This window comes from Pedobacter frigiditerrae (assembly GCF_032678705.1).
In the GTDB taxonomy this organism is placed as follows: Bacteria; Bacteroidota; Bacteroidia; order Sphingobacteriales; family Sphingobacteriaceae; genus Pedobacter; species Pedobacter frigiditerrae_A.
Genome location: NZ_JAVTSS010000002.1, coordinates 1,907,520 through 1,924,511 on the forward strand (window position 1 = coordinate 1,907,520; position 16,992 = coordinate 1,924,511).

23 protein-coding genes are annotated in these 16,992 nt (G+C 35.0%); 3 read left to right on the plus strand and 20 right to left on the minus strand.

Features of this window, described 5'->3' with window-relative positions; all coding sequences use genetic code 11:
• Positions 1 to 97 precede the first annotated feature (97 nt).
• Positions 98 to 793: an RluA family pseudouridine synthase gene (locus R2Q59_RS19020; protein WP_316786942.1), complete on the plus strand. Its 696-nt coding sequence runs from the start codon at positions 98 to 100 to the stop codon at positions 791 to 793.
• 74 nt (positions 794 to 867) lie between these two features.
• Here R2Q59_RS19020 and R2Q59_RS19025 read toward each other — a convergent pair whose 3' ends face one another.
• Positions 868 to 1,335, minus strand: a complete 468-nt coding sequence (locus tag R2Q59_RS19025; RefSeq protein WP_316786944.1) for a hypothetical protein — start codon at positions 1,333 to 1,335, stop codon at positions 868 to 870.
• Positions 1,336 to 1,457: 122 nt separating this feature from the next.
• Here R2Q59_RS19025 and R2Q59_RS19030 point away from each other — a divergent pair, with 122 nt between their 5' ends.
• Positions 1,458 to 2,291 (plus strand): DUF3667 domain-containing protein, encoded by an 834-nt coding sequence (locus tag R2Q59_RS19030; RefSeq protein WP_316786946.1) that lies wholly within the window; start codon positions 1,458 to 1,460, stop codon positions 2,289 to 2,291.
• Positions 2,292 to 2,342: 51 nt separating this feature from the next.
• On the opposite strand, the gene R2Q59_RS19035 is transcribed toward R2Q59_RS19030, so the two are convergent.
• The 17 genes from R2Q59_RS19035 to R2Q59_RS19115 all read right to left on the minus strand — a co-directional run bounded on the left by R2Q59_RS19035 (position 2,343) and on the right by R2Q59_RS19115 (position 15,238).
• Positions 2,343 to 3,794 (minus strand): glycoside hydrolase family 30 protein, encoded by a 1,452-nt coding sequence (locus R2Q59_RS19035; protein ID WP_316786947.1) that lies wholly within the window; start codon positions 3,792 to 3,794, stop codon positions 2,343 to 2,345.
• 227 nt (positions 3,795 to 4,021) lie between these two features.
• Positions 4,022 to 4,465: a DinB family protein gene (locus R2Q59_RS19040; protein ID WP_316786949.1), complete on the minus strand. Its 444-nt coding sequence runs from the start codon at positions 4,463 to 4,465 to the stop codon at positions 4,022 to 4,024.
• Between the two features lie 40 nt (positions 4,466 to 4,505).
• Positions 4,506 to 4,808: a HigA family addiction module antitoxin gene (locus R2Q59_RS19045; protein ID WP_316786951.1), complete on the minus strand. Its 303-nt coding sequence runs from the start codon at positions 4,806 to 4,808 to the stop codon at positions 4,506 to 4,508.
• Positions 4,809 to 4,856: 48 nt separating this feature from the next.
• Positions 4,857 to 5,162, minus strand: a complete 306-nt coding sequence (locus tag R2Q59_RS19050; RefSeq protein WP_316786953.1) for a type II toxin-antitoxin system RelE/ParE family toxin — start codon at positions 5,160 to 5,162, stop codon at positions 4,857 to 4,859.
• 172 nt (positions 5,163 to 5,334) lie between these two features.
• On the minus strand, positions 5,335 to 6,063 hold the full coding sequence (locus tag R2Q59_RS19055) for a DNA alkylation repair protein (RefSeq protein WP_316786955.1): 729 nt from the start codon (positions 6,061 to 6,063) through the stop codon (positions 5,335 to 5,337).
• A gap of 1 nt (position 6,064) precedes the next feature.
• Positions 6,065 to 6,631: a DUF1572 domain-containing protein gene (locus tag R2Q59_RS19060; RefSeq protein ID WP_316786956.1), complete on the minus strand. Its 567-nt coding sequence runs from the start codon at positions 6,629 to 6,631 to the stop codon at positions 6,065 to 6,067.
• 224 nt (positions 6,632 to 6,855) lie between these two features.
• On the minus strand, positions 6,856 to 7,578 hold the full coding sequence (locus R2Q59_RS19065) for an SDR family NAD(P)-dependent oxidoreductase (protein ID WP_316786957.1): 723 nt from the start codon (positions 7,576 to 7,578) through the stop codon (positions 6,856 to 6,858).
• Between the two features lie 2 nt (positions 7,579 to 7,580).
• Positions 7,581 to 8,339 carry a HEAT repeat domain-containing protein gene (locus tag R2Q59_RS19070; RefSeq protein WP_316786959.1) on the minus strand — a complete coding sequence of 253 codons (759 nt, stop codon included), beginning with the start codon at positions 8,337 to 8,339 and terminating at the stop codon, positions 7,581 to 7,583.
• Positions 8,340 to 9,269: a GNAT family N-acetyltransferase gene (locus R2Q59_RS19075; RefSeq protein WP_316786961.1), complete on the minus strand. Its 930-nt coding sequence runs from the start codon at positions 9,267 to 9,269 to the stop codon at positions 8,340 to 8,342.
• Between the two features lie 25 nt (positions 9,270 to 9,294).
• The gene (locus tag R2Q59_RS19080; RefSeq protein ID WP_316786963.1) at positions 9,295 to 9,645 is read right to left on the minus strand and encodes a hypothetical protein; all 351 of its coding nucleotides are present in this window, start codon (positions 9,643 to 9,645) and stop codon (positions 9,295 to 9,297) included.
• Between the two features lie 6 nt (positions 9,646 to 9,651).
• Positions 9,652 to 10,164, minus strand: a complete 513-nt coding sequence (locus R2Q59_RS19085; protein WP_316786965.1) for a rhodanese-like domain-containing protein — start codon at positions 10,162 to 10,164, stop codon at positions 9,652 to 9,654.
• 17 nt (positions 10,165 to 10,181) lie between these two features.
• Positions 10,182 to 10,538 (minus strand): VOC family protein, encoded by a 357-nt coding sequence (locus R2Q59_RS19090; protein WP_316786967.1) that lies wholly within the window; start codon positions 10,536 to 10,538, stop codon positions 10,182 to 10,184.
• A 75-nt stretch (positions 10,539 to 10,613) separates the two neighbouring features.
• Positions 10,614 to 10,793, minus strand: coding sequence for a KOW motif-containing protein (locus R2Q59_RS19095; RefSeq protein WP_316771834.1), 180 nt, complete (start codon positions 10,791 to 10,793; stop codon positions 10,614 to 10,616).
• 259 nt (positions 10,794 to 11,052) lie between these two features.
• Positions 11,053 to 11,970 (minus strand): helix-turn-helix transcriptional regulator, encoded by a 918-nt coding sequence (locus R2Q59_RS19100; RefSeq protein ID WP_316786968.1) that lies wholly within the window; start codon positions 11,968 to 11,970, stop codon positions 11,053 to 11,055.
• Between the two features lie 17 nt (positions 11,971 to 11,987).
• Positions 11,988 to 12,776: an SDR family oxidoreductase gene (locus tag R2Q59_RS19105; protein ID WP_316786969.1), complete on the minus strand. Its 789-nt coding sequence runs from the start codon at positions 12,774 to 12,776 to the stop codon at positions 11,988 to 11,990.
• 632 nt (positions 12,777 to 13,408) lie between these two features.
• Positions 13,409 to 14,326: a helix-turn-helix transcriptional regulator gene (locus R2Q59_RS19110; protein ID WP_316786970.1), complete on the minus strand. Its 918-nt coding sequence runs from the start codon at positions 14,324 to 14,326 to the stop codon at positions 13,409 to 13,411.
• A gap of 12 nt (positions 14,327 to 14,338) precedes the next feature.
• Positions 14,339 to 15,238, minus strand: coding sequence for an NAD(P)H-binding protein (locus R2Q59_RS19115; RefSeq protein ID WP_316786971.1), 900 nt, complete (start codon positions 15,236 to 15,238; stop codon positions 14,339 to 14,341).
• Positions 15,239 to 15,385: 147 nt separating this feature from the next.
• Here R2Q59_RS19115 and R2Q59_RS19120 point away from each other — a divergent pair, with 147 nt between their 5' ends.
• Positions 15,386 to 15,889, plus strand: coding sequence for a protease (locus R2Q59_RS19120; RefSeq protein ID WP_316786973.1), 504 nt, complete (start codon positions 15,386 to 15,388; stop codon positions 15,887 to 15,889).
• Between the two features lie 95 nt (positions 15,890 to 15,984).
• On the opposite strand, the gene R2Q59_RS19125 is transcribed toward R2Q59_RS19120, so the two are convergent.
• Together R2Q59_RS19125 and R2Q59_RS19130 are read right to left on the minus strand one after the other, a co-directional pair.
• Positions 15,985 to 16,365, minus strand: coding sequence for a DoxX family protein (locus R2Q59_RS19125; RefSeq protein WP_316786975.1), 381 nt, complete (start codon positions 16,363 to 16,365; stop codon positions 15,985 to 15,987).
• Positions 16,366 to 16,483: 118 nt separating this feature from the next.
• Complete coding sequence (locus R2Q59_RS19130; RefSeq protein ID WP_316786977.1) at positions 16,484 to 16,984, minus strand: SRPBCC domain-containing protein; 501 nt, start codon at positions 16,982 to 16,984, stop codon at positions 16,484 to 16,486.
• Between the last annotated feature and the right edge of the window lie 8 nt (positions 16,985 to 16,992).

Sequence of the window (16,992 nt, forward strand, 5' to 3'; positions counted from 1 at the left end):
GTTTATAAAACACAAAACAGTAGGCAGTTTGAAGTTTTCAGTTTACAAAAATAATAAAGCAATACAACAATTTAACAATCTCTATTTTTACTAAGCAATGCCCATTACCGAAGCAGATATTTTATACGAAGACAATCATTTAATAGCGATAAACAAACGCTCTGGGGACATTGTACAGGTTGATGAAACGGGCGATGAACCTTTAGATGAAAAGGTGAAAAAATATATCGCTGCTAAGTACAATAAACCTAATGGTGCTTTTTTAGGCGTTGTACATCGTTTAGACAGGCCTGTAAGTGGTGTTATTTTATTTGCTAAAACAAGTAAGGCTTTGGAAAGGATGAATGCTATTTTTAAAAATAGAGAAGTTCGTAAAACCTATTTTGCTGTAGTAAGAAATAAACCAACTAGAACGGAAGGCAATTTAGTTCACTATCTGATTAAAAATCCACAGAAAAATGTTGTTGCAGCTTACAATAAAGAAGTGCCGGGTAGTCAGCGTTCTGAGTTAGATTATAAGTTAATAGGAGAGTTAGGGGGATTTTATTTATTGCAAGTAAATCCACTAACTGGTCGCTCGCATCAAATTAGGGTTCAACTTTCTACAATGGATTGCCCAATAGTTGGCGATAATAAATATGGTTATCCTCGTGGTAGCAGAAAAGGAAGTATTTGTTTGCATGCTAGGCAGTTAGAATTCATCCACCCTGTGCAAAAAGAACCCATTAAAATTTTTGCACCATTACCAATAGATGGTTTTTGGGAAAGATTTGAAAATTTTGAAATAAGTTAATGGTCCATAGTTGATGGTCGGTAGTCTGGAAGCTTAGGCCATCAACCATCAACCATTATCCATCGAACGTATGCCTAGAAACAATCAACTTTGTTAAATACGATAGAATTTCCAAAAGTTAGCTTCGATTTATCCTTAAACATCATCTTTCCATTTTTCTCTTCAACATCTCCAAATCCTTCGATTAGTTGATCTCCTTTTTTAAGGAAAGCAACTTGCCTAACCGATTCTTTTCCTTCTGAGTTAAAAGTATATTCAGCAATTAAGGTATCGCCTCTTAATTCACCTTCAAATATGCCATTGTTTTTATCTTTTTCGTACAGGTTATACTTCAGTTCACCTGTAGTTATTGGTCCACTGTTCATCATTGTTAAAGTTGCAGTGTCTTTATCTTTAATGTATTTATAACAATATTGCTCACTAGCCGGAACTATGTTTGTATCAGGTTCGGCTGAGTTATCTGTTGTTTTTTCTGAATTATTACTTTGACATGCTGTAAATAGAACCGCTAAACTGAAAATGGAGATGAATAATTTTTTCATTATTATGATTTTGATAATTGATTAACAACAATGATGCTAAAAAAGTTTGGTGTTGCTAAATGCTGTTTTTGTTTTTTTAATTCAATTCACGACATTAGCCAATAAGTTAACACTCAGCTCCTATGAACTCTAAACACTGCTTAAATTGTGAAACGCATTTAATAAAAGAACAAAAATTCTGTCCTCAATGCGGGCAGTCAGCAGTTATACACCGTTTTACTATCTCTCATTTCTTTCACGAAGCATTTCATGCATTTACACATGCAGATAAGGGTTTACTTTATCTTTTAAAAGAATTAGCCATTAGACCAGGAATTGTAGCTAAGGAGTATATAGCAGGGAAGAGGAAAAAATATTATAATCCATTTACTTTCTTTTTACTATTAGCAGGTTTTTTTGTGCTATCTAGTACTTTCAGTGCTTCGCTCTCAGAAAAAAAAGGACCTATTCCAGAGGGTATTTCAAAAATAGAAAATCCTGTGAAAAAGGCAGAAGCAATGGAAATGTATCATAGGGTAGGTGTGGTCAAGAATTTCTTTACCAAAAATTCGAATTTTGTACAGATGATTGCTGTTCCGTTTTTTGCATTTTATTTCTGGGTCATTTATTATCGAAAACGCTATAATTATTCAGAGCATCTGGTTGCTAATTTAATGTTTGTAAGTTTTGCTAACCTAGCCTTTTCCATTATCGCTTTGCCGCTTCTAGGAGTATTAAAAGGTAGTCATTGGGAACCACTTATTCCTCTGTTGGCTTTATTGCTTCAACTTATTTATTTTGTTGTGGCTTATAAGGGCTTTGTAGAATTGAAAGGTTTTTGGCCAATGTTCAAAATCATTTTGACTACTTTAATAGGATTAATTCTTTGGGTGTTATTAACTCAATTGGGAAGTGCATTGTATGTATACCAAAACTCAAACTTTATGGATTATTTTAAACACATGGGTGGCCGATAAATAGAAAACCCCACACAATGGCGGGGTTAACTAAATCAATAAACAAGATTTTTACCAAACATAGGTTCCTGCTGCCCCAGCAGGCAATGTTGTGGTTACAATTTTTCCATTATCCTTAATGTTAAACGTTTGGTCGGTTGAGCTTGTATTCATTACAATTAATGCTTTTTTGCCATCTGGAGTTTTAAACGCCACATTAGCTAAAGTGTTATTTAAGGTAGAGCCAATTCGAGCTGATCCAGGCCTTACAAATTTGGATGCGTGAGCAATTACATAATAAGCCACATTTCTAGTCACGGCAGGAGCAATGGTTATAGCCCCTAAGCAAGTGGTACAGCCACCATCTGGTGTATGTGGATTGTAATTTGCATCTGCTGCTAAATTCCATTCTAAAACATTCCTGCTCCAGTTACGTGTTGCGCCAACAATTAACGTCGAAACATGCCATTTTAAATCTTCGGCAAAGTTTCCAGGTCCGCCAACCCATTGTTCGGTGAAGTATACATTTTTGTTCGGATAAGCATTATGCACAGTTGTTAATGCAGAAATATTTCCTCCATACAAATGAAAGGCAGAACCATCTACATATTGGTTTGCAGCTGGGTCGGCTAAGATTGTCATTGGATATTCTGGCTTATCTGCGTTGTGGTCGTAAACAATGATTTTTGTACTTAAACCTGCGACTTGAAATGCTGGCCCCAATGCTGATTTAATAAATAGAGCTTGGTCTGGAGCTTCCATATACATACTTGGTGTATTGCCAGGATGCAAGGGCTCATTCTGAATAGTAATTGCGTCTATCGTAATGCCTTGTGCTTTCATTGCCTGAATGTATTTCACAAAATACTTTGCATAAGATTGATAGTACTCTGGCTTTAAACTGCCGCCTTTATAAGCGTTGTTAGTTTTCATCCACGTTGGAGCAGTCCAAGGTGAACCTAAAATTTTGATGTTAGGGTTAAGGGCTAAAATCTTTTTCAAGATTGGAACTAAATCCGTCATCTCAGCGGCTATTGAGAAATTATCTTGGTTTACATCTGTTTGACCAGCTGGTCGCTCGTTGTAAGTGAAAACATTTGCGCTTAAGTCTGAGGCGCCAATGCTCACACGTAAGTAGCTCACGCCAATTGCGCCTTCCTCGGTAGAGAATAGTTCTTTAATCAAGGCATCTTTTTCTGTTGCACCTAAGCTATTCATTAAGGTTGCGCTTCCTCCTGTTAAGGTGTAGCCAAAACCATCTATTGTTTGGTAAACCTGATTGGCATCTACTTCAATAGTGATGTTGCTGTTATTTGTATTGCTAAAGTTTAAGGCTACATTTTGTTTTTGCAGTAGGACTGATTTATCACCTTTGGTCAGCCAAAAGCTAACATCGCTGGTAAGAGGAGTTGTTATAGGCGGAATTGGTGTAACAGGTGTTTCAGTTTTCTTGGTGCTTTTTTTACAGGCACAAGAAACTAGAATTAACACAAAAGCAAAGGCAACAGCAGATAAAAATCTCATCAGAATTTATATTTGGTTTCTAAAATAGAATGCCAAATTAGCTTAATTAAAAGTTAAAATACCAATACTTTTTTTGATGAGAGGTCTTACAATTCAAGCAATAATACGCTTTAATCGCAATTATTAAATGTGTTTAAAGCGCTTAGAATAGCATTTTTAGCAACGATATGATGTTTGTTATTGCGTTAAAAAAACAATGGTTTGTAGTGGTAAAATGCAGGTGTTTTCTAATCCAATAATCGTCTATGGTAATTAATTTGCCCCAAATGATAAGTTAAATGTGTGGTTAAATGAATAAGAAAAAACCCAGTTGAGGTTTTATCTTCAAAAACTAATGTAGGATATTCTTGTGCTAAGTCTTCATCTTTTAATGCGCTCAACGATTCATCAACAACCTTTATGGTTTGTTCAATCATCATTAATAAATCTGATTTTGGAACATCTTTTAAAGAAAACTCCAATTCCCTATTTCTAATATAGCCAGACTTACCGAGACCAGCTCCAATGTAGGTGTTTAAATTTCCTATTAAGTGTAAGCACAAATTGCCTGCTGAATTTTTAGTATCTCCAGCTATGTGCCAAAGATTGGCTTCATCTTCATACGCTTCGATTTCATTTTTTAACCTATTAAGGTCTCTATTGAAAATAGTTTTGAGGTTTTCAATTATCATTAGAAAAACTTATTGGAAATTGTAAAATTAAAAGCAAATGTTAAGCATATTCGCTTTTTTCTTCTTCTAGTCGTGCCATTTGCAAATCATAAGCAGTTTGCATACCATACCAGTATTCAGCGCTAGTTCCCAAAAATTTACCAATTTTTAGTGCGAGTTGTGCAGAAATGTTTCTTTTTCCTGCAAAAAGCAGGCTTAAGTTGTTAGGAAGGATTTCTAAAGCTTTGGCGAAATCTTTTTTAAGAATTCCTCTTTCTTCAATTTCTTCTAACAAAAACTCTCCAGGATGGAAAGCTTCAATCTCAATTTCAGCACCTTTTGAATTAAAGACCTGATTGTTCATGTTAAAATTAAGTTAAACTACTATGCACCATACAAAGTAGTAAGTTATTTATCCGTAATGATTATTAATTTCTTCAATTTCCATTACCTCAAGGCGTTCTTCCTTTGTAATCATAAATATAAGCCTGTAAGCTTTATTTATTCTTATGGAGTATTTACCTAAATATCTTTTTTCTTTAAGCTTTTCAAAATGTAAAGATTTAATTTCTCTTAAATCTTGTGTGCCATTTGCTTGCTTAATCTGGAATATCCTCTTTTTAAAAGCTTGTTCTACTTCGTAAGGATATTTGCTTTTACCAGGGGTTTTGTTTTCGGCAAGTACACCTAGATACTCGTCAACAAACTTAATTTTCATAATTCTACTCTAGTTTAATATTATTCATTTCAGCTCTCTTTTTGGTAAAGCAAATATAATGATTTAAAATAAATATCAAAATTTGATAAGTATCTTTTTTTGATAAGTATCGATAAGTGATAATAATATGACAATTAGAGATATTAAGTGTAAAAATAGAAGAGGCTATCGATTATTTACTTTTAACTTTCTTCAGTCCTAAATAATGTTCTCTTTCTGCCTTATCAAATTTCTCTATCGCATTGCGAAGTAAAACTCGAGGCATTGTTGCCGCATATTTATCTAGGAAGGTAATTAATTTCAATTTGTTTTTATCTCCAGCAAAACGCAACATCCATCCTGTTGCCTTGTGAACCAAATCTTCTTGGTCGTTTAACAACATCTCTGCAATTTGATAAGTATCCTTCAAATCATTTTTTCTGATAAAATAACACGTGCTTAAAATTGCGGTTCTGCGTTCCCAAATGTTTTCAGATTTAGCTAGCTGATAAAGTACATCTCTGGGTTTGTCGAAAAGATATAAGCCTGTCATATACAAACAACCTAGGTCTACCAAATCCCAATTGTTAATTCTATCGTGCCTGCGCATATAGAGGTGATAGAATTCTGCTAACCTTGTTTTGTCTATCTTTTTCTCTCTTGAAGCCTTATCCATGATACTCACACCGCCAACTCTTGCCTCGTGAATATTGCTCTCTAACAAAAGCTCAATTTCTTCAATTGGCATTTGGTTGTATTTTTTGGCAAGCTCGAAAATGAAACCCATCTTTACGCCAATAAATTCATCGCCATACCCATAATCGCCTTCTTCTGATTTAAAATAACGAAGAATTTTCTTCAATTCGTCATCAGATTGATTGGCCATTAAGGTGTCTATAAAAGATTTGGCAGTAAGCTCCATGCTATTCGTCTTTTAAAAATTCATCAGTAAAGTGTTGTTTGTGTTTGGGCTGAGCAAACTTTTCAGCATTAAATGTTTTAGAGTTTCCTTTCGGAATAGAAAGTGATTGCCAGTTTTCATTACAAAGCATTTTGCCTAAAAATACAATTTGTCCTACGTGGTAGGGATAGTGTGCCAACTGACGATTGATAGCCTCAGTAACAGTATGACCCTGATTACGAATATAAATTTCTTTATTTAAATCTGCTGCGGTTAGCGGATTAATGGCGTCAAATAAACATTGCCAACCTGTATTCCATTTTTCTAGTAGTTCGGCTTTAGTCGCAATATCATTTTCAAATTCCTCATCTCTATTTCGCCATTCTTTCTCCCCATCGCTGGTTAAAAAATCTGTCCAACGAGACAACATATTTCCCCATAAATGTTTTACAATCATCGCAATGCTATTGCTCTCTTCATTAAATTGCCAAAACAATTGTTCTTCGCCCAGTTGGGCAAAAGTTTTATCGCCAAGCATTTTATAATACTCAAATTGCTTTTTAGCACTTTCTAAATAGTCGTTTTCCATATTAGGTTATTTATGCCTTTATTTCTTGCAGACAAGGCGCAGATCTAAGAATCGCAGATGTTCACGGACCAAAGACTAATAAATCTGTAAATGAATACTATAAATTTATAGAATAATTATAATCTTGGTTCTACAAATCAGCGACTTTTCTGCGGATAGATCTGCGAAAAACTATTTATTGCACTGTTCTTTCTCGCAAACAAGATCAGCGAAAAATAAAATCTTTATTCTTCAACTCTAATTAAAGCGCCATTTTCTATTCTATTATCTTGGTCTATGGCAAATATTTGTCTTCCAACAGTTGTTGCATTTGCTAATGAATTAGTAGCTTTTAATTCTAAAAATCTATCAATGTTGGCAAAACTATCTTTATCACTTTGCCTAATTTGTGCTTGCATTTCCGTATCTACAACACCAGGGTAAATGGCAATAATCTCTACGCCATTTTCTACGCTGTCTTGTTCAATTGCAACGGTTTTTGTCATCATATCTATAGCTGCTTTTGTGGCGCAATAAATAGACCAGCCATGATATGGTTTTTGGGCAGCGCCCGAAGAAATGTTAATGATTTTCTTTTCGCCACCCCAGTTTTTAGTTAAGCTGATAAAAGTTGATGTTAAAATTAGCGGCGCAACAGTGTTGAGTTGTACCGTTTTTTCGATATCCGAAATGTCTTCAATCTTACCAATTTGGCCCAGAGTGCCTGCGTTATTTATCAGCGTTATTTTTTCTACTTCAGTAGATTTAAAATTTTCAAAAACGCCAGTAAGTAATGCCACAATTCCATCTGTTTTACTCAGGTCGAATTCAATTTGTGTGACTGCTTCAAAGTCTTTATTGCTCGTTCTCGAAATAGAAAAAACCTGAAACCCTTCATTGAGATAAGCTTTGATAATACCTTTTCCAATTCCCTTACTTCCGCCAGTAATGATTAATATTTTACTCATTATCAAATATAATGAATATCAATATACTGTTTAGCTTGTTCTTGTGTTAAGGCAGAAAAATTCCGATATCGAAAATGTACATCAATAATTTCAGCTAAGGCATCTTTAACAAGCACTTTGTTTTCCCATTTGTTAAGGCTAGAAATTACAGTTGCCAAACAACCTTTTTTATAAGCAATTTGACCAATTACGTGTACCAATGTGTTTCTAACTCTTGCTGTTTTATCAAATTGTAATTCTTCTAGTAGCGGTAATATATCTTGAGGATATTTACGGCCTCTAAGTTCAATGCCATGGCAAATTTCTCTTCTAATCTCTTTATCTGGATGATGAAGATATTGCCTTGCCCAATTTAATACAGGAGTTGGATTTACTTCTCCCATTTTTTTAATGCAGCCAATTACTGCATTTCTGGGCGAATGGTGTTTGTCAAGTAAACCTTCATCAAAAAATGATTTAACAATTTCAAAATCGATTTTACCAATTTCTCCGGCAGCATTAATTGCAGTTTGCCTTATTTTAAAATCATCATATTGCAAAAGGATATTTAGTGTAAAAATGATTTTAGGTTTTAAAAAATCATTCGCAAAATAAATTCTTCCGCAACTTAAATAGGCCGATTTTCTAATATATGTATCTTCACTACTAAAATATTGGATGACTAGACTTAATATCTTTGTTTCTACTTCTTGCTGAATATTGGTTCTTATTTCTTCAACAAGATTTAATCGTTGTGTTTTTGTTAAATCATAAAAAGCCATTTAATTTTCAGTAAAAGGTGGGGTAGTATAAACCAATAGCAACCTTGGGTCTAAAAATTTTTTAGCAGCAAAATCTTTCTTAAACCTTGTCCAGCTTTCTTCAAATATAGGTTTACGATCCTCATCCTTAAATGGGTTAGGGAATTTTTCGCTGTCTATTTTGTATTTTATTGGAATATCAGTTACTTCAATACCATATCTAACAGATAAGTAGCTAAGCAATGACTTTAAGTCTTTGAATTGATAAGAATAACCCATCAATAAATTTTCTCCGAATAAATCCAGTCCAAAAGAAATCCATTGTAAATCAAGTTCATATTTTTCCTTTGTCGTATCGAAGATAATTCCAATGTTTAAAACCATTCCTTCATAATCAGGTAATAATCGATAATCTATTAAGATACTCCCGCTCTTTTTATCTTCAATAAATGAGTTCAATTGATTAAAATCTGTGTAGCATATTTTGCCTAATTGATTTACTTCAACTTCTTTTTTAAAGCAAACGCTATTCTCAATACCTATATATTGCCCATAATTTGGAATGCGACGATAACCACATTTTTTATATAATGAGACCGCCTCAGCTTGTCTAATTCCAGTTTCTAATAAACAATTTTCATAACCAAGCTCGCCAGTCCAGCTTTCTAACTCCTTTAAAATTGTGGTTGCAATTCCTTTTTTTCTGCCATTGGGCGATGTATACATCCGCTTTACTTCCATAGCAATAGGAGAAAGTTCTTTAATGGCACCACATCCCAAAGGAATATCATTTTCATAAGCAACAACAACGTGCTTTATCTTATCAATTTTATTAAACTGTGTGTAAAAAGCGTGTTCGCTGCCATCTATTTCTGCTAAGTAAGCATCAAGATGTTTAACCAATTCAATAAAATCTAAATGCTCTGAGTCGGTTCTGATCGTTGTAATCATGGGATGAATTTATTACTATTTGATATTATTTTCTTCTTACCACAATCCATCCTCCAACAATCGATACTGGCGCAAAAATAAAAATAGCCATTAACTGTGTCCAATGCTCGCCACTTGCCTTGAAAAAAGAAAAAGTAGCAAAAGCGGCAATCAGTAAAGCAAGGATATAATTAATTTTTAGGTTGCCAGTTTTCGCAATCAACTGTGTAATCCATCCAGCCAATGCCGAAAATATGATTCCATTAATTGCAGTTTGAATCATTATGCTAGTTGAAGCAGCTGAATGTGCTTCGATGTCAAACACTTTAAAAAAAGCCAATGCAGTTGCCGCAAATATAATGTAACCAACTATTACAGCTAAAATTTTTCTAATCATAATCGGTTATTTTTTGCAGTCTTTAGCGGTTACTTCACTCATTCCGCCAGACATATTAACAATATTTCTAAAACCTTTTTGATTTAATAAATAAGCAGCCTGCGGACTTCTATGGCTATGTGAGCAATAAACAACAATAGTTTGGTTTTTGTATTTGTCTAATTCTGAAAATCTTTCCTCTAGTTGTTGAATTGGTATGTTGATGGCATTTTTCAATGTTCCAAAGTTGGGGTCGGTTTTACCATCAAACTCATCCTTGGTACGTACATCTAATAGAATAGCTTTTGGATTAGCTTTAATGTAATCACATATAGAAGTAGGTCTAATGTTTTTAAAAGTAACAGTGGCCGATTTAACTAATTTCATATGGCAATGTGTGCATTCACCTGGTTTGTCAAAAACCGCTTTGTCGCAATCACGGCCGCAGGGTAAACATTGATACTTTTCGTCTCTATCTTTACTAAATGAGAATAAGGAAATACAGATAAGAATAAGTAAGAATAATTTCAAGGTTTTCATGGTACGATAAGAGTTAATTAAATGGCTTGTCCGAAAGTTAAGGAATTACTGTCTGGATCTAGCAAGGCAAATTCCTTTTGTCCCCAAGGTTTAAGATGCAAATGCCCTGCCTGTGGAATGTTTAATTGTTTTGCTAAGGCCAAGCCATACCATTCTTCAATATGATCTGTTCTAATGTAAACCTGACCATAATTTTCTGCAGGGTCTAAACCTGCAAACTCAAAAAAGTGAATTTCGATATTGTCTTTTTTTAACATTAGGTAACCATCATAATCTTCTTTGCCTAATTGTTCAAAACCTAGTTTGTTGATGTAAAAATCCCTAGTAATGGCTTTATTACGCATTGGGAGTTTTGGGTTGATGTATGTAAGCATAATGATTTTTTTTATAGGTGAAATAAATATAGCAAACACTGATGGGATTCAATTAAAGCATTTGCAAAGGATTGATCACATTGTTACAGCTACGTTTTTGCCAAGCGTTTTAAAGCGTACACCATTATCTTGCGTAACCGTAATGGTAATATGACCACCTTTACTGAGATTGATGTCACCAATTTTTCCAGATTTACCTTTGTGTGTCCCAGCAATGACATTGCATTGGTCGCCGTCTTTTAGTGTTGTTTCCATTTTGGATTGATTTGATTTTAAATTTAGCGATTTTCCGAGATTCTTTCATAAACATTAAGGAAGACGTATGAATTGGACTAAAATGTTTCGACTTCGCTCAGCATAACATTACTCACAGATTACTCACAGCGCTACCGATATAGAATCGGTACAAGTCCTGAATGACAAACTGGTTGTGTTATGAAACTTTGCAAAAAATTGAAGTAAAGAGGTTACTTTATCCTACGAAAACAGATGCCCGCAATTACGTTCGAAATAATCAATTAAACGACTGCCTATAAGCCAAAGGCGAATAACTTGTCTTGCTCTTAAACAACTTATTAAATGACTGCGGATGCTCAAACCCCAATTGATAAGCCACTTCCGCAACACTCAAATTACTAATCGATAAAATCTCCTTTGCCTTTTCAATCAACTTGTTATGAATATGCTGTTGTGCATTTTCGCCAGTTAACGAACGCAGCATGTCGCTCAAATAACGAGGCGAAACATTTAACTGATCTGCTAAATACTGCACAGTAGGTAAACCCATTGTTAATGCAGTTTTTTGCTCGAAATGTGCTAACCACAAATCCTCCAACTTAGCTAATATATCATTGCTCACGGCCTTTCTGGTAATAAACTGCCTTTTGTAAAAACGATTACTGTAATTAAGCAATAACTCAATTTGCGAGATAATCACATCCTGACTAAAATCATCAATATTAGATTGTATCTCATCATTTATGTTCTCGAAAATACCATTGATGATATTCCTTTCCTTATCCGATAGGTGTAAAGCTTCGTTGGCGGCATAAGAGAAGAAACCATACTTTGTTATGTTTTTGCATAAAGAATGATTCCTGATAAAATCTGGATGTATCAATAAAGTCTGACCCCTATATTCAGTCTCGTCATCATTAACTGCTAACAATTGCTTTGGAGAAGTAAAAACTAAACCTCCTTCATCAAAATCATAATAATTTTGCCCGTATCTAATTTTTCCGCTGAGGCCTGTTTTGTAAGAAATCTTATAGAAATTGAGTAAAAAAGAGTGAGGCAATTCACCCTTATTAACAGCCAATTGCGTATTGTCGACCAAACTCACCAAAGGATGTAAAGGCTTAGGTAAGCCCAACATCCGGTGCAGTTCTGATATAGAATTAAACAAATGCGGAATATGTTCTTCTTTTTTCATTAGGTTAAAGATAAGGATTAAATCATTTGTGCCATTTGTTTCCTAAAAGCCTCATCGCCCATTTCCAAGCGCTGTGCATATAATTCAATGGCGTCTTTGCCTGCTTGATACCTCAATTTATCTTTGCCATCAGTAGCCGCTTCATAAACTACTTCAACAATCTGGTCTACATCACTAAAGTTCTCTTCGTTAAAATTTGAGAACATTTTTTCCATAAATACATCATAAGCTGGATGTGAAGCCATATCAGATGAACGATTTAAAAAGTCAGTTTTTATGCCACCTGGCGAAACTGTTTTCATTCCCACACCAAATTTACTTAACTCGAATGCTACACTTTCACTCCAACCTTCCAATGCCCATTTGGTAGCATGGTAAACAGAGGCAAAAGGAAATGTTAACAAACCGCCCATAGAAGTAGTATTGATGAATAAGCCACTTTGCCTAGCTCTAAAATAGGGGATAAAGGCTTGCGTAACCCTAATTGTTCCTAATAGATTGGTGTCTAATTGTTTAACCACTTGCTCATCTGTAGTCCCTTCTAGCGGACCCATTAAGCCATAACCAGCATTGTTAAATACGATATCGATGTTACCTAAAGCAATTGCCTTTTCCGCAGCCACTTTAATTTGTTCCAGATTGGTTACATCTAAAGGCAATAAAGTGATATTGTCTATTTTATTAAGTTCTGTTTCGTTTTCTGGTTTACGCATTGTAGCGATAACGTTCCAGCCTTTTGCTGCAAAGAATTTTGCTGTTGCTTTTCCTAAACCTGTAGAGGCTCCTGTGATGAATATTGTTTTCATATTTTCTTTAAGTTTTATGATTACAAATGCCTATCAATGGCAAATAGCCGATGTATCCAAATTGGAAAAGATTGTAGCCAAAATGGGTCGAGATTAGTCCCAGTTTTGTTCGAAGGAAGTACCCTTTTGCTTAAGCCATCTGCCAGCTTACAGCAAGTAGACACGAAGAAGTTACGAAGCACACAGGAATGAGGGGTGGACTTAACGTGGACTTGAGGTGCACTTAAGGTGGACTTGACGTGGACTTAAAGTGGAATGAAAAATGATTTAGGTTGGCTTGAACTTGGGTTGTAAACTAGCGATTGCTAGGAAAAGCCAAGAGTGGCTGTTTTTATTAAAGATAAAAAAAATTTTGGAAGATTGGGAAATATGAATAATTAATGCTTATTATAGGTGTAGAGACCTAGACAAGCCTAAAGCATAAGGATATAAATGTATTTCCTCCCCCTTGCCCCCTCAATGAGGGGGACAGCATAGTTCAAGAAAATAGAATGTAAAATTGCAAGTAGGAAATTTCCAATCTGCAGTAAGGAGAATGGATATGCTATTAAAAAGATGTAATTGCATTAGCTCCTGATAGCTATCGGGACGAGCTGGGTATGACGCTCGTGTAGATATAGCAAGAGGTGAAACTAATTAAAAGATTGTCTAAACTCCAATGGCGAAACATTGGTTTTAGATTTAAACAACTTACTAAAAGACTGTGGATGTTCAAAACCTAACTCATACGCAATTTCACTAACAGATAAGCCTGTTACGGTAAGCTTTTCTTTCGCTTTTTCAATTAATTTACTGTGGATGTGTTGTTGGGTACTCTGACCAGTTAAAACCTTTAACAAACCACTTAGGTAATTAGGTGAAACATTCAATGCATCTGCCACATATTGTACTGTCGGAATTCCTTTTTGAAGTAAGGAATCGTTATTAAAGTAAACATCTAGAATATTTTCTAATTTATTAAGTATAGAGTGGTTAGTTATTTTTCTAGTTAAAAACTGGCGATGGTAATAACGCTCTGCGTAAGTAAGCAGTAGTTCCAGTTGGGCAATAATTACATCCTGACTAAATTGATCAATGTTCGAATGGTATTCTCGTTCTATGTTGTGCATGATATCTGCAATCGTGGTCTCTTCCTTGTCAGAAAGGTATAATGCTTCATTTACCGCATAGCTGAAATATTCGTACTGCTTTATTTTTTTAGCCAAGGTTGTGTTCCATAAAAAGTCTGGATGAATGAGCAACATCCATCCAGATTGATTTAAAAAACTGTCTTCTTCCACCTCAATTCTAAAAAGCTGCTTAGGAGAGATGAAGAACATGATACCTTCGTCAAAATCGTATTCCTGCTGTCCATATTTAATTTTTGCATTAAAATTTCTTTTAAGTGCTATGGAATAAAAATCCAATAAGATACTTGTTTCACCAGCTTTTAGTCTATTTACATCGGCCAAATTTATCACGCTAACCAGCGGATGTTCTGGCTTCGGCAAACCCCTAAACTGATGGAATTCGCTTATCGTTTTAAACCAATTAAAATTTGATGCTGGCATATTACAATGTACTTATTTTTGATGATAAGTTACCGCAAATTCTTTTGCAAAATCTTTCAGTTTTACTTTTCCCATCACAGCTGGTTTGTTTTTATAATAATCTTCTGCCAATAAACCAGTATGTAAGGCACTATACATTTCTACCAAACCTTCGGCAATTTTAGCATTCATACCAATACTAAGCAAGCCATTTAAAGCATCCTCATCAGAAGTTAATACCCACTTTAAATCAGGTTTTCCAATGGCCTCTCCAATAATGGCTGCGCTTTCATTTCCACTTAATTCTTCGCTGGCTACATATCTAATCTTTCTGCCGCTAAATGGTGTCGTTAATTCTTCAGCAACAGCTGATGCAATATCAATTGGAGAAACCCAAGGAATCATATCTTCAGCACCATAATTTGTGGCAATTAAACCAATCGATTTGATCATCTCGAGGTAAGCATATAGATTGTAGAAAAAGGAAGTTGGACGCAGGTGTGTAATGGAAACCTCTTCAGGCAATTCATCCAAAATTAATTGTACATGATGTGCGCCAATTAAAATGCCAGAACCTTTTGATAAATGACCGCCAATTGTACTTAAATTAACCACACGTTTTACGCCTGCAGCATCAATTGCTTGTCTGTAGTTCTTTCCCAATCTTACATAGTAAGCGAAGAGGTCTAAGTTTGGGTCGAAATAGTTATTTGGAGGCACCATGGTATATACTGCGTCGGCTCCAGTAAAAGTCGCTGTTAAAAAATCGACATTTTCTAATGAGCCAATTGCTGCGACGGCGCCCAAATCTTCAATCTCTTTTTTGCGGTCTATATGGCTACTAATTACCGTAACTGAATGTCCTTTTTGCACTAACTCTTGGGTTAGTGGTTTGCTAATGTGTCCTAATGAACCTGTAACTATAATTTTCATGATATGATTTTTTGATTTACAAAAGTGCATACCTGTACATCAACAGATGTAGCCATATCTATCGTAGTTGTAGCCAAAATTTATTGCAGTACTTATTTAAAAAGCTGATTAGGATACATATGGCAGGCATATTGCTATAAAGAAAATATGAAAACATTTAAACTTATTTTACCTGCGCTAGCATTGTCCCTTTTTGTAGCTTGTAGTACTACAACACGGCATAGCGAAAAAGTAGCTGCCACAGCTGATGCTGATAACCAGGCGGATACCACACTTGTTGCGACGATGGCTATTCCTGCAGCTTCAACGGCAAACTCTCCAATAGAAATGACCTTTACCGTTTACAATAGGACAGATTCGATTAAAACATTTTGTAAATGGCATACGCCTTTTGAGCCATTGATGAGCAAATACCTAGATATTACTTCAGCAAATGGAGAAGAAGCGTCTTACAAAGGGCCGATGGCGAAAAGAATAATGCCTCCACCGGCAGATAGTTATGTGAGCATTAAGCCAAAGGATAGCTTGTCAATAAAAGTAGATTTAACTAAAGCTTATGATATTAAACCAGGTAGCTATGTTGTGAGTTACAATTCGCAAGCGATAAGTGGTTTGAGTATTACAGATAGCGTTAAGATTTCGGTTAAGTAGTTTAGTAAATACCTAACGGTTAGATTAGCTAGTATAATAGAGCTGGGTTATGGTGCAAAATTAAGGTCGAGATTGTAATCTCGACCTTCTGTCATTTACTCATTAATCATCGGCATATACTTCGCCCTGTTATCATAAATAATCCATAATAAAACCGCTGCGAATACAGCCGCGATAGGAAAACCAGTAGCATCCGTTACTGTATTGGTTAAAACTATACCAACCATTACTGGGAAAACAATTAGCGCACCTAAAGCTCTGGTTTTTGGCAGAATGATTAGTAAACCACCAACTATTTCTGCAACTGCAATAAGCGGCATCAACCAACTTACAGCCATCATTCCTCCCATAGCCTTCATTAATTCTGGCGAAATATCTTTAGGCATTGGCATATAGTGAAAAAACTTATCTAAGCCAGCATTGATAAAGAATAGTCCGAATAGCAGACTTAAAACGAATGTGATTTTCTGTTTCATATTTTTTGATTTGTGATTAAGGATTAGGTTTTCATATAAATTTAATCAAAAATAAGTTAATATCAATTCTAGTATGCGGTGCAGATACGACAAGTTAAATGGGCATTTGAGATTTCATTTATTTATTAGATAAAGTTTCTAGCAACGTATCTAAGTCATTCAATGTCATTGTAAATCCTTCTTTGAAACCCATTTCAATCATTTTCTCCATGCGTTCAAGCGAATCATTTTTAATGATGATGCTCACTTTTGTTATGCCGTTTTCTTCACTGAAATTAAAATCCCAATCTGAACCAGGCAATTGCGGGTTTTCATCAGCATCAGCAAAAGCATTTAGCATTTTAAAATTAGTTTTTGGGCTTATGGAAGTATATTTCTGGATTGCCCAATGTTCATTACCTTCTGGACTTACCATCGCATAAAACCTTCTGCCACCAACCTCAAAATTCATCACCTTTGTTCTTGAAGCAAATGGTTTTGGAGCCCACCATTGATCAAGGATTTCTTGTGTGGTAAAAGCATCCCAAACTAAAGGAAGGTCTGCATTAAATTCTCTATTAACAAATACCGTTTTTGAAGGTTTGTCTACAATAAAATCGAATAATAAATTGTTTTTCATCCTGTTGT

Bases quoted from the DNA above. Each gene is read 5' to 3' on its own strand.
- R2Q59_RS19020 (WP_316786942.1), top strand. From the start codon at position 98: ATGCCCATTACCGAAGCAGATATTTTATACGAAGACAATCATTTAATA.
- R2Q59_RS19025 (WP_316786944.1), bottom strand. From the start codon at position 1,335: ATGAAAAAATTATTCATCTCCATTTTCAGTTTAGCGGTTCTATTTACA.
- R2Q59_RS19030 (WP_316786946.1), top strand. From the start codon at position 1,458: ATGAACTCTAAACACTGCTTAAATTGTGAAACGCATTTAATAAAAGAA.
- R2Q59_RS19035 (WP_316786947.1), bottom strand. From the start codon at position 3,794: ATGAGATTTTTATCTGCTGTTGCCTTTGCTTTTGTGTTAATTCTAGTT.
- R2Q59_RS19040 (WP_316786949.1), bottom strand. From the start codon at position 4,465: ATGATAATTGAAAACCTCAAAACTATTTTCAATAGAGACCTTAATAGG.
- R2Q59_RS19045 (WP_316786951.1), bottom strand. From the start codon at position 4,808: ATGAACAATCAGGTCTTTAATTCAAAAGGTGCTGAAATTGAGATTGAA.
- R2Q59_RS19050 (WP_316786953.1), bottom strand. From the start codon at position 5,162: ATGAAAATTAAGTTTGTTGACGAGTATCTAGGTGTACTTGCCGAAAAC.
- R2Q59_RS19055 (WP_316786955.1), bottom strand. From the start codon at position 6,063: ATGGAGCTTACTGCCAAATCTTTTATAGACACCTTAATGGCCAATCAA.
- R2Q59_RS19060 (WP_316786956.1), bottom strand. From the start codon at position 6,631: ATGGAAAACGACTATTTAGAAAGTGCTAAAAAGCAATTTGAGTATTAT.
- R2Q59_RS19065 (WP_316786957.1), bottom strand. From the start codon at position 7,578: ATGAGTAAAATATTAATCATTACTGGCGGAAGTAAGGGAATTGGAAAA.
- R2Q59_RS19070 (WP_316786959.1), bottom strand. From the start codon at position 8,339: ATGGCTTTTTATGATTTAACAAAAACACAACGATTAAATCTTGTTGAA.
- R2Q59_RS19075 (WP_316786961.1), bottom strand. From the start codon at position 9,269: ATGATTACAACGATCAGAACCGACTCAGAGCATTTAGATTTTATTGAA.
- R2Q59_RS19080 (WP_316786963.1), bottom strand. From the start codon at position 9,645: ATGATTAGAAAAATTTTAGCTGTAATAGTTGGTTACATTATATTTGCG.
- R2Q59_RS19085 (WP_316786965.1), bottom strand. From the start codon at position 10,164: ATGAAAACCTTGAAATTATTCTTACTTATTCTTATCTGTATTTCCTTA.
- R2Q59_RS19090 (WP_316786967.1), bottom strand. From the start codon at position 10,538: ATGCTTACATACATCAACCCAAAACTCCCAATGCGTAATAAAGCCATT.
- R2Q59_RS19095 (WP_316771834.1), bottom strand. From the start codon at position 10,793: ATGGAAACAACACTAAAAGACGGCGACCAATGCAATGTCATTGCTGGG.
- R2Q59_RS19100 (WP_316786968.1), bottom strand. From the start codon at position 11,970: ATGAAAAAAGAAGAACATATTCCGCATTTGTTTAATTCTATATCAGAA.
- R2Q59_RS19105 (WP_316786969.1), bottom strand. From the start codon at position 12,776: ATGAAAACAATATTCATCACAGGAGCCTCTACAGGTTTAGGAAAAGCA.
- R2Q59_RS19110 (WP_316786970.1), bottom strand. From the start codon at position 14,326: ATGCCAGCATCAAATTTTAATTGGTTTAAAACGATAAGCGAATTCCAT.
- R2Q59_RS19115 (WP_316786971.1), bottom strand. From the start codon at position 15,238: ATGAAAATTATAGTTACAGGTTCATTAGGACACATTAGCAAACCACTA.
- R2Q59_RS19120 (WP_316786973.1), top strand. From the start codon at position 15,386: ATGAAAACATTTAAACTTATTTTACCTGCGCTAGCATTGTCCCTTTTT.
- R2Q59_RS19125 (WP_316786975.1), bottom strand. From the start codon at position 16,365: ATGAAACAGAAAATCACATTCGTTTTAAGTCTGCTATTCGGACTATTC.
- R2Q59_RS19130 (WP_316786977.1), bottom strand. From the start codon at position 16,984: ATGAAAAACAATTTATTATTCGATTTTATTGTAGACAAACCTTCAAAA.